Origin of the sequence: Streptantibioticus silvisoli (assembly GCF_027947535.2) — a bacterium.
In the GTDB taxonomy this organism is placed as follows: Bacteria; Actinomycetota; Actinomycetes; order Streptomycetales; family Streptomycetaceae; genus Streptantibioticus_C; species Streptantibioticus_C silvisoli.
Map to the genome: position 1 here is coordinate 49,144 of NZ_JAAGKO020000054.1, position 10,834 is coordinate 59,977.

The following is a 10,834-nucleotide window of genomic DNA, read 5'->3' on the forward strand; positions in this document are numbered from 1 at the left end:
GGGCGCGGTGTCACGGCCCGACGGCCGCGCGGCGGTGGGGCGGCAACGCGGTGCTGCCGTGCCGCCGTTGTACTTGACGTGCCGTCAGGTCAGCGTCCAGCGCTGGGCGGTGGACGCGTTGCAGGTGTAGAGCTGGAGCTGGGTGCCGGTGGTGGTGGAGGAGTTGGGGTCGTCGAGGCACTTGCCCGACTCGGGGTTGACGAAGGAGCCGTTGTTGCCGGGGTTCCAGACCTGGGCGCCGCTGCCGTTGCAGGCGTACCACTGGACCTTGGTGCCGTCGGCGGTACCGCTGTTGGCGGCGTCCAGGCAGCCGCCGAGGGTGCGCAGGGTGCCGTCGGCGCCGGGGGTCCAGTTCTGGGCGGCGGAGGCGTTGCAGGTCCAGATCTGCACCGGGTTGCCGCTGGTGGTCGAGGAGTTGGCGTCGTCGAGGCAGAGGGTGGAGGCCAGGCCGGAGACGACCGGGCCGGCCGCCGGGGTGCCGCCGAAGCCGACGGCGAACACGTGCAGTCCGCCGGCGGAGGCGTCGGAGGGCAGCCGGACCGACGACACCGTCTTGCCGGAGGCCAGGGCGACCGGCGCGGTGGCGAACAGGTAGGTCTTGACGCTGTCGGAGGACGCGCCGGCCTGGTTGCGGTAGGCGGCGGTCGCCGCGACGGTGTTGCCGGCCGCGGCGGACGAACCGCCGCCGTTGAGCGTCCAGTCGGACAGCGTGAACTGGACGTTCTGCGTCGTGCCGTCGGTGTAGGTGACGGTCGCGGTGCCGGTGGAGGGGCCGTTGTTGGCGGCGCCGAGGAAGGAGATGGCCCCGGTGCCGGAGGCGGTGACGGTCTGGCCGTTGGCCTCGTAGTTGTCGGGCTTGCCGGAGGCGACGTTGGGCCAGGTGAAGCTCACCCCGGCCGCGCTGACCTTGCCGCCGGGGGTGACGCCGGCCGCGGACAGCGCCTGCGCGGAGTAGCTGAAGCCGCCGCCGTCGAAGTTCGCCGCCGAGGAGTTGCTGTCGTCGGAGACGCCGGCGTCGCTGTAGCCGGGGTTGCCGGCGTAGGACGGCGGGGCGGCCGACGTGGCGGACGCCCACGAGGTGTTGGCGCTGGTGCCCAGCGTGAAGCCGAGGGTGCCACCGGAGGTGACGGCCGCGGCGGGCGCGTAGGCGTTGTTCCAGGCCGAGCCGTTCCAGCTGGCGGACTGCACGTAGGGGGCGTTGTCAGCGGCGTTGGTGCCGTTGACGGTGAGGGTGTTGCCGGACGGCAGGGTGACCACCGACTGGGTGAACATCGGGCTGCCCAGGGCCAGATCGGCGGTGCCGGGGGTCTCGGGGTACATGCCCAGGGCCGACCAGACGTACCAGGAGCTCATCTCGCCGAGGTCGTCGTTGCCGGCCAGGCCGGACGGGGAGTCGGTCCAGATCTGGTCCTGCACCTGCCGCACCACGCCCTGGGTCTGCGACGGGTGGCCGATGTAGTCGTACTCCCAGGGGATGTTGAGGCTGGGCTCGTTGCCGAGGTCGGTGTAGCCGTTGGCGCCGGTCAGCGAGGACAGGTCGGTGTTGAGGAAGGTGTCCAGGGCCGCGTTGCCGCCCATGGCGCTCGACAGGCCGTGCAGGTTGAACGGCACCATCGGGGTGTACTGCCAGGAGTCGCCCTCGACGAAGTTGTCGCCGGAGGTGGCGGAGAAGCCGGAGGTCCAGGCACCGGAGGCGTCACGCGGCTGGATGAAGCCGCTGGCGCTGTTGTAGAGGTTCTTCCAGTCCTGCGCGCGGGAGGCCAGCGCGCTCTGGTCGGCGGTGTCGCCGAGCGAGCCGGCCAGCGCGGACAGCGCGAAGTCGGCGCTGTCGTACTCCAGCGTGGTGGAGGCGGGACCGTAGAAGTTGCAGCAGCCGTAGGAGCCGTTGGACGGCAGGTAGCCGACCTGTTCGAGGTAGTTCAGGCCCGGCCGGTTGTTGTTGGTGTTGTTCGCCTCCTTGACCAGGTCGGTCAGGGCGGTGGCGGTGTCGAAGTTGCGCGCGCCGAACGCGTAGTAGTCGGCGATGATCTCGTCGGCCGGGTCACCGACCATCACGTACGACTCGCCGTTGTCCTCCGACCACTTGGGGAACTGGCCGGTCTGCGTGTAGTCGTCGACCATCGACTGCGCAGTGTCGGAGGCCACCGTCGGGTCGACCAGCGCCTCCAACTGGGCCTGGGAACGGTAGATGTCCCAGCCGGAGTAGTTGGCGTACGCCGCGGTGTGACCGGAGTCGACGGTGTGGGTCTTGCCGTCGAAGCCGTAGTACTGGCCGTTGGTGTCGCTGATGACGTTGGGGTGCAGCAGCGAGTGGTAGAGCGCGGTGTAGAAGGTGGTCTGCTGGGCCGCGGTGCCGCCGCCGATCTGGACCTTGCCGAGCAGCGAGTTCCAGGAGGTCTGCGCGGCGGTGCGGGTGGAGTCGAAGTTCCAGTTCGGGTTCTCCGCCGTGCGGTTGGCGACCGCGTTGGCCGTCGAGACGTAGGAGACGCCGACCTTGGCCTGGACGACCTGGTTGCTGGTGGTGTTGAACGTCAGGTAGCCGTTGTTGGCGGCCGTGGCGGGCTTCACCGACTTGGCCGACTTCGCCGCCTTCGGCGAACTGCCGTGCAGTACCGGCTTGTTCGCCTTCTCGGCCGCGTTCTTGGACACGCCCGTACGGTGGGCCGCGGGTGAACTCTTCACCGCCGCCGTGCCGTTGGAGCTGAACGGCTGGTCGAAGACCATGTCGAAGTAGACGGTGTAGGTGTTGCCGGCGCCGCAGAACTTGCCGCTGGTGACCTGACCGCTGACCTCGGTGTTGCTGGCCACGTTGAACTGCGTGTTGGAGTCGCCGTTCTGACTGCCCGCCAGCTTGAAGATCAGGTTGGCCTGGGTGGTCGACGGGAACGTGAAGCGGGCCATGCCGCTGCGGGTGGTCGTGGTCAGCTCGGTCTTGACGCCGTTGTTCAGCGACACGGTGTACGCGCCCGGGCTGGCGGACTCGTTGCTGTGCGAGAACGCGTCCGTGGCACCGGTGTTGACGCTGCCGACAGTGGGCAGCACCGGCACGTCGCCGCCCGCGCCGCAGCCGGGGCCGGCGATGTGGGTGAGGCTGAAGCCGGTGATCGAGGAGTCGTTGTACTCGTAACCGCCGCCGGACGGGCGGGAGGGGGTGTCCGGGCTCCACTGCACCATGCCGAACGGGCTGTCGGCGCCGGGGAAGTCGTCGGCGGCGTGCGAGGTGCCGATGAACGGGTTCACCAGCGACGCCGGGGAGGTCACCAGCGCCGGTTTCGCGTGGGTCGCGGCCAGCGCCGGGACTCCGGCGGCGCCGGTCACCGCCATCGCGGCGGCGGTCAGCAGGGTCAGCAAACCTGTGCGGTACGGACGTCTCAGCCGTGCCATCGTGGTCCTACCTTCGTGGGCGGGGGATGTGGCGGGTCGAACGGCGGAACGCGCGCTGTTCGGATGCCGTCCGCGGCGTTGCGCTGGTGCGGGCGGTGCGGTGCCTGACGGTGCGGGGGGTGCCGTGCCCCGGGTGCGGGGCGCCGTGCCTGGTGGTGCGGGCGGTGCCGTGCCTGGTGGTGCGGGGGTGCGCTGCCGTGCGATCGGTGCGGTGGCCCGGCTGGGCCCGGAGGGCTTGCGGCGCGGGCCTGACACCGTTGTCGGAACGGTGGCTTTCCGCACTTTCGCGGTGCCGCGCCGGAGTGTCAAGGGAGTGGGCGGCGTTGATGCCGCCGACCGGCGGACACCGCAGAGATTGACGGGTTCTGGTCACCCGGGAGGGGACGCGGCGGGGCCGGCGGGGGGAGGATGGCCGGATGTCGGACGAACAGATGACGCCGCGACACGTCGCGGACGGGTACGTGGACCGGATGGCGGCACTGGACCCGGAGACCGGGCTCGCGCTGGGGATCGGGGCGGTCGACGACCGGCAGCCGGACCTGACGCCGGACGGGTTCGCGGCCCGGGAGGAGGTGGCGCGGCAGACGCTGGCGGCGCTCGACGCCCTGCCGGCCGCGGCGGCCGACGCGCCGCAGGAGGCGGCCTGCGCGCGCCTGCTGCGCGAGCGGCTGACCGCGCGACTCCAGTGGTACGAGGCCGGCGAGCACTACCGGCAGGTGCAGAACCTGTCGTCGCCGGTGCACGGCGTGCGGCAGGTGCTGACGCTGTCGGCGACCCGGACCGACGAGGACTGGGCGCTGGTGGCCGGCCGGCTGCGCAACGTTCCGGCCGCGCTGGACGGCTACCGCGTCACGCTGGGCGAGGGGATCGGGCGGGGCCTGCTCGCCGCGCCCCGGCAGGCCGAGGTGATGCGCGAGCAACTGGCCGCCTGGACCGGGCTGGACGACGGCGGCCCGGGATGGTTCGCCGGCCTGGTCGCGCCGGGCCCGGAAGGCATGCGGGCCGAACTCGACGCCGCCGCGGCCCGGGCGACCGAGGCGGTCGTGGCGTTCCGCGCCTGGCTGGGCGAGGTGTACGCGCCGGCCGCCGAGGGCACGCCCGACGCGGTGGGCCGCGAACGCTACCGGCGGCACGCCCGCCAGGCGACCGGCGCCGACCTGGACCTGGACGAGGCGTACGGGTGGGCGTGGGCGCAGTTCCACGAGAACCTGGAGCAGATGCGCGGCGAGGCCGGGCGGGTGCTGCCCGGCGCGTCACCGCTGGAGGCGATGGGCCACCTCAACGCCCAGGGGCACGCGATCACCGGCCGGGAGAACGTCCGCGTCTGGCTCCAGGGGATCATGGACGAGGCGGTCGGGGCACTGGACGGCGAGCATTTCGACATCACCGGGCCGCTGCGCCGGGTCGAGTCCTGCCTGGCGCCGCCCGGCACCGCCGCCGCGCCGTACTACATGGGCCCCAGCCTCGACTTCGCCCGACCCGGCCGCACCTACCTGCCGGCGATGGGCCGTGAGCGGTTCCCCACCTGGCAGCTCGTCAGCACCTGGTACCACGAGGGCGTGCCCGGCCACCACCTGCAGATCGCGTCGTGGACCGCGTCGGCCGGCTCGCTGTCGCGCTACCAGGTCACGCTGGGCAGGATCAGCGCCGACGTCGAGGGCTGGGCGCTGTACGCGGAACGGCTGATGAACGACCTGGGCTACCTCACCGACCCGGCGCGCCGGCTGGGCTACCTCGACAAGCAGATGCTGCGGATCATCCGGGTCATCGTCGACATCGGCATGCACCTGGAACTGCCGATCCCCGCGGACTCCGGCTTCCACCCGGGCGAACGCTGGACCCCGGCGCTGGCCGAGGCGTTCATGGCCGCCCACCACGGCAGCCCGGCCGGGCGGCGCAGCAGCGAGATCATCCGCTACCTCGGCCGGCCCGGCCAGGCCATCGGCTACAAGCTGGGCGAACGCGCCTGGCTGACCGGCCGCGAGGCGGCCCGCCGCCGCCACGGCGCCGCGTTCGACCTCAAGACGTGGCACATGAAGGCACTCGTCCAGGGCTCGTTCGGCCTGGACGATCTGGCGGACAACCTGGCGTCGCTGTAGGGAGCGTCCCCCCGGGGGTACGCGGGCGGAGGCGGCGGGGCTGCTGCGGTTGCGGCTGCCACCGCAGGATGCGCGGGCGGACGCGGCGGGGCGGCGGCCGTGCGGGGGCGTGGCTCCCGGCGGGGCTGCTGCCGCACGGGCACGCGGCCCCCGCCGTGCGCGGCCCCCGCCGGGTCGGGCGCCGCGGGCCGCCGCACGGGTGCCGCCCGTTCCGGCTGACGGCGCCGGCCGCCTCCGGGGGGGCGTGGTCAGTCGCCGCGGGCCACCGCCGCACGGGTCGGCCACGGCCGGGTCGGGCGTCGGCGGTACGGGGGATGCCCCCAGGCGGACCCCGACGGGCGTGGCGGGGCCATCGCCGCACGGGTGCGCAGCCACCCGCCGGGTCAGGCGTCCGCGGTACGGCGGCTCACCCCGGCGGACGCGGCGTCGACCGCCGCACGTGCGCTCCCCCGCCGGGTCAGGCGTCCACCGTGCGGCAGGCGGGGTGGCCCCAGCCCTGCGGGTTCTTCGCGATCTGCTCGCCGGCCGCGTAGGGGGTGCCGCAGCGGCAGCGGCCGGGGAACTTCGCCTTGAGGGTGGCGCCGCCGGACCCGCCGGACTTCGCGGCGGAGCCGGTGGCCGCGCGCTTGGCGGGGCGCTTGGCGGCGGCCGGGCGGCCGGTGGCGGAGGCCGGATCGGGCACGGGGGGTTCGGCGGCGCCGTGCCGGGTGCCGGCGGCCCGCTGGGTGACGGCGGCGTCGCTGGCGGCCTGGTCGGCGACCGCGTTGAGCGGGTCGCCGCCGACCTGGTGGGCCGCGACGTGCACGAACTCCACCGGGCGGCCGGTGAGGGCCTCGTCGATGCGCACGATGAGGTCCTGGTTGGCGACCGGGGAGCCGGAGGAGGTCTTCCAGCCCTTGCGCTTCCAGCCGGGCAGCCACTTGGTGACGGCGTTCATCGCGTACTGCGAGTCCATCCGGACCTGGAGCGGCGCCGAGGGGTCGGTCGAGTCCAGCAGTTCGGCCAGCGCGGTCAGCTCCGCGACGTTGTTCGTGGCCGTGCCGAGCGGGCCGGCCTCCCACCTGCCGGGGCCGCCGTCGGGTCCGGCGACCACCCAGCCCCAGCCGGCCGGTCCCGGGTTGCCCTTCGACGCGCCGTCGCACGCGGCGATGATCTGTTCCACCATGGCCCCGATCATGCCAGCCCCGGCCGGGAGCGCCGAACGGCGCGGCGCCGCCGCCGTCGACGCCGCACACCACCGCACGTACCCGCACCCGCACACCGCACACCGCACGTACCCGTACCCGCGCGCGTACCCGCGCCCGCCGCCGACGTGCCGTGGGGCGGCGGCCGGTACCGCTACCGTGGTCGGCGACAGTCGGTGGGCGCGGGGTCACAACGAGCACGGGGGTGCGGCGATGGTGGACGTCATGTCGGTGACGGCGATCAGCACGGTGCTGGGCGCGGTCGGGTCGAGCGTGGCGAACGAGGCCGGCCGTGCGGTGTGGGAGTCGGCCGGGTCGGTGGTGCGCCGGATCGCCGGGCGGGAGGTGCCGGCGCCGCGTGACGCGGACGAACGCGCCGACGTGGCACGGCTGGTGGCCGACCGGCTGCGGCAGGACCCGGCGCTGGCCGGGGTGTGGGCGCGGTTCGCCCGCAGCGTTCCCGAACCGCGCCCGGGGCTGGCGGAGCCGGACCTGCTGCCGGCCGCGACGCGGTTCTTCAGCGACCGGCAGGACCCGATGCGGGTGATGGACCGGGAGTTGGGCCGCCGGGCCGACGGCACGCCGCGCATCGTGCTGCTGTACGGGCCCGAGGGCATCGGGACCAGTGAACTCGCCGTGCACTGGGGGCAGTTGACAGCCCTGAAGTTCCCGCACGGCCGGCTGTACGCGGACCTGCGCGGCGGTTCGGCGGGCGAGGCGGTCGACCCGGCGTCGGTGCTGCGCCGCTTCCTGCGCAAGCTGGGGGTCGGCGACGACGGCATCCCGCCGGGCCGGGCGGACCTGGCGGAGCGCTTCCGGGCCGAGGTGGCCGGCCGGCGGCTGCTGGTGGTGCTCGACCACGTCCACTCGGCCGCGCAGGCCCTGCCGTTCCTGACCTCGGCGCCCGGGGTCTTCACCGTGGTGGTCGCGCGGCGGCCGCTGACCGGCCTGGACGCGGTACCGGTGCCGGTCGGGCCGCTGACCGACCGGGACGCCAAGCGGCTGCTGACCGACTTGGCCGGCCGGCCGGCGGTCGCGGCGGCGAAGGCCGCGCTGCCGTCGGTGCTGGCCCGGTGCGGCGGTTCGCCGTACGCGCTGCGCGCCGCGGTCCCCCGGCTCGCCGATCCGGTGCGGCCGACCGCGGCGGTGGACGGCGACCCGGTGCGCGCCGCCGCCGAGGACGCCTACCGGGCGCTGGCACCGGACGCCGCGCGCTGCTACCGGCTGCTGGCCTGCCGCCCCTGGCCGCGGATCACGGCCGGTCCGGCCGCCGCCGCGCTCGGGGTGCCGGCGGCCGAGGCGGACCGGCTGCTGGCCGCGGTGGCCGGCGCCGGGCTGCTGGAGGCGGTCGCGGCGGGCGGTCACCGCTACCGTCCGGCGGTGCGCCGGCACGCCGAACTGGCGGCGGTGCGGCAGGACGGCGTGGCGGTCTGCGCGGCGGCGGCCGGGCGGATGGTCGCGTGGTACCTGGAGTTCGCGGTGGCGGCGGACCGGGCGGCGCACCCGGACCGCTGGTGGCTGGGCCCGCGCTACGCCTCGGTCGCGCCCGGCCCGTACGCCGGGCAGAGCGAGGCGCTGGCGGCCGCGGTGTCCGAGGTCGACTGCGTGGTGGAGGCGGTGCGCACCGCGGACGAACTGGGCGACCGGGACACCGTCTGGCAGCTGTGCGAGGCGCTGTACGCCGCCCAGTTGCGGGCCGGGCGGCACGACGAGGTGCTGCCGGCGCTGCGGATCGGGGTGCGGGCGGCCGACGCGGTCGCGCCGGGCACGGAGATCGCCGGGCGGATGCACACCCAGCTGGCGATGGCGCTGACGGAACGGGCCGAGTGGGACGCGGCGGAGAGCGAACTGCGGGCGGCGGCGCGGGCCGAGCGGCGGGCGGGGCACGCGCGCGGGCAGGCGACCGCGGTGGAGACCCTGGGGCTGCTGCGGCTGCGGCAGTGGCGGTTCGCCGAGGCGTACGACCTGTTCGGCGAGGCGTACGGGCTGCTCGACGGCGTACGGGACGCCGCCCGCGGTGCCGCCGACGCGCCGCGGGCCCGCGCGCTGCTGGAACGGCACCGCGGCCGGGCGCTGTCGGGCCTGGGCCGCTGGGCGCAGGGCCGGGAGCGGGCCGGCGTGGCGCTGGCGTTCTTCCGCGAGCACGGGGACGTCTACAACACCGGCCGCACGCTGAGCGACCTGGCCCGGCTGGAGTGGCAGGCCGGGCGGCCGGACGCGGCGCTGCCGCTGATCGACGAGGCCGTCGGCGTGCTGACGCCGCTGCGGGCGACGTTCCACGTGGAGCGGCTGCGGCTGCTGCGCGAAGCGGTGGTCAGCGCCTGACCGGCCCCCGCGCGACCCGCACCCGGTGCACCACCGCGCCGGTGCGCACCGCCAGCCCGCCGGCCAGCGCCTCGCCGCCGCGGCCGGCCGCCAGCAACGCGTACAGCGCCGAGGCGTACGCCGCCGGATCGGCACCGCCGCCCGCCGCGTGCTCCAGGGTGAACAGCGCGCCGCCGCGGGCCCGCACGACGCAGACGTCCGGGCCGGTGACGTAGGCGGCCAGCGCGCACTGCGGGTGCAGCGCCAGCACCTCCGCGCCCCAGACCTGCGGCGGTCCCAGCCGCGGATCGTCCGGCTCGCCGTACCGCACCACCACGTCCGCCAGCGCGAGCCGGCCCGGGTCGAGGGTGTCCTCGTGCACCGCGGTGTGCGCCTCGCCGGCGCCGCCGGGTTCGTAGCGGGGGTCGGCGTACCGGGTGACCGTCACCGCGCCGGGCCCGGTGATCTCGGTCAGCACCCGCAACGGCGCGGTACGCGACGGCGGTTGGTGGGCGGGCAGCGGCAGCGGGTCGAGCAGCGCGGGGCCCGCGGGTTCGGGGATGCCGATGAGCCGGTAGAACGCGGCGCGCAGCAGGGCGGCCGAGTCGCCGGGCGCGGAGGTGGTCAAGGTGGCCGGCCCGTCGAGCGGGCGGTGCGCGTCCAGCAGCGCCTCCAGGCCGCCGGGCAGCGGCCCGTACGGGTCGAGGCGGGGGGCGCGGCGGACGAAGTCGGCCACCGGGGAGCCGGGTTCGAGGCCGTGGCGGGTGGCGGCGGCGATGAGGACCGGCAGGCCGAGCGCCGCGGCGTAGTAGCTGACCGAGCCGTGGTCGCCGATGACCGCGTCGGCCGCGATCAGCGTCTGGCGCCAGGAGCCGAGCGGGTCGATGCGGGTCAGTCCGCGCCGGCCTGCCCGGTCCAGCCAGCCGTCGAGGGTGCCCGGGCCGTGCGCGTTGCCGATGTTGGGATGCAGGACCGCCGCCAACCGGTAGGTGTCGACCGGCAGTTCGGACATCAGGCGGTCCAGCAGCACCGGCAGCACGTCGTGGTCGCGATCGTCGCCGCCGTCACCGAACAGCGAGTCGGGGTTCCAGGTGGAGTTGAGCACCACCAGGCGCTGGCCGGCCCGGACGCCGAGGGCCCGGCGGTAGCGGTCGCGGTACCGCCGGGCGGCGAGCAGCCGGTCGAAGCACGGGTCGCCGGCCAGCACCGCGGTGGGCACGGCCTGCGGGCAGGACCGGGCGAGGCGTTCGAGCTGTTCGGGGTGGGACAGGACGAAGGCGTCGGCGACCGGGGTGCCGTCGGGCCGCAGCATCCAGGAGGCCGACATGAAGGCGGGTGCCACCTCGGGGTGCGGGTCGCCGGGGGTGGCCAGCCGCTTGTTGTAGCCGGCACCGTGCGACAGGACGATCAACGGCCCGTCGATCGCGTGGAGTTCACCGCCGAGGCTGGCGGAGACCGCCAGGTCGACCGGGGTGGCCTTGGCCTGCTCCCAGGGCAGCACGGGCAGACCGGTCCGGGCCAGCAGCTCCGGCACGCCGTACCGGAACGGCGACGAGCCGGTGCACGTCACGAGCGGCTGGACCCGCAAGTCGTCCCGGAACAGCGGCAGTACGTCGAGCAGCCGCGTCGCGGAGGTGACGTTGTGCACGACGAACAGCACCCGGCGGCAGCGCCCCCGGGTGGCCCACCGGGCGGCGTCGGCACCGACCGGCACCCTGATCCAGCCGTCGCGGGGCCGGGAGGCGGCGGGCACGGCGTGGGGAACGGACGGCGCGAGGGCCGGCACGGCGGGGGTCGGGGAGGCGAGCGGCTGTTTCGGGGGCGGGGCCGCGACCGGGCGGACCGGGGCCCCGCCCCCGAAAC

The 10,834-nt window shown here is 75.2% G+C and carries 5 protein-coding genes; 2 read left to right on the forward strand and 3 right to left on the reverse strand.

Annotated features, from left to right (window positions below; translation table 11 throughout):
* Positions 1-84: 84 nt before the first annotated feature.
* Entirely contained in the window at positions 85-3,384 is a 3,300-nt protein-coding gene (locus POF43_RS28145; RefSeq protein ID WP_282704824.1) for a lectin, read from the reverse strand.
* 416 nt (positions 3,385-3,800) lie between these two features.
* Here POF43_RS28145 and POF43_RS28150 point away from each other — a divergent pair, with 416 nt between their 5' ends.
* Complete coding sequence (locus tag POF43_RS28150; RefSeq protein WP_271324603.1) at positions 3,801-5,483, forward strand: DUF885 domain-containing protein; 1,683 nt, start codon at positions 3,801-3,803, stop codon at positions 5,481-5,483.
* 457 nt (positions 5,484-5,940) lie between these two features.
* On the opposite strand, the gene POF43_RS28155 is transcribed toward POF43_RS28150, so the two are convergent.
* Entirely contained in the window at positions 5,941-6,648 is a 708-nt protein-coding gene (locus POF43_RS28155; protein WP_271315055.1) for a ribonuclease H family protein, read from the reverse strand.
* Positions 6,649-6,880: 232 nt separating this feature from the next.
* Between POF43_RS28155 and POF43_RS28160 the strand changes: the two genes are divergently transcribed.
* Entirely contained in the window at positions 6,881-8,992 is a 2,112-nt protein-coding gene (locus POF43_RS28160; protein WP_271324602.1) for a tetratricopeptide repeat protein, read from the forward strand.
* On the opposite strand, the gene POF43_RS28165 is transcribed toward POF43_RS28160, so the two are convergent.
* The gene (locus POF43_RS28165) at positions 8,982-10,685 is read right to left on the reverse strand and encodes a hypothetical protein (RefSeq protein ID WP_372516143.1); all 1,704 of its coding nucleotides are present in this window, start codon (positions 10,683-10,685) and stop codon (positions 8,982-8,984) included. The genes POF43_RS28160 and POF43_RS28165 overlap by 11 nt on opposite strands.
* Positions 10,686-10,834 lie beyond the last annotated feature (149 nt).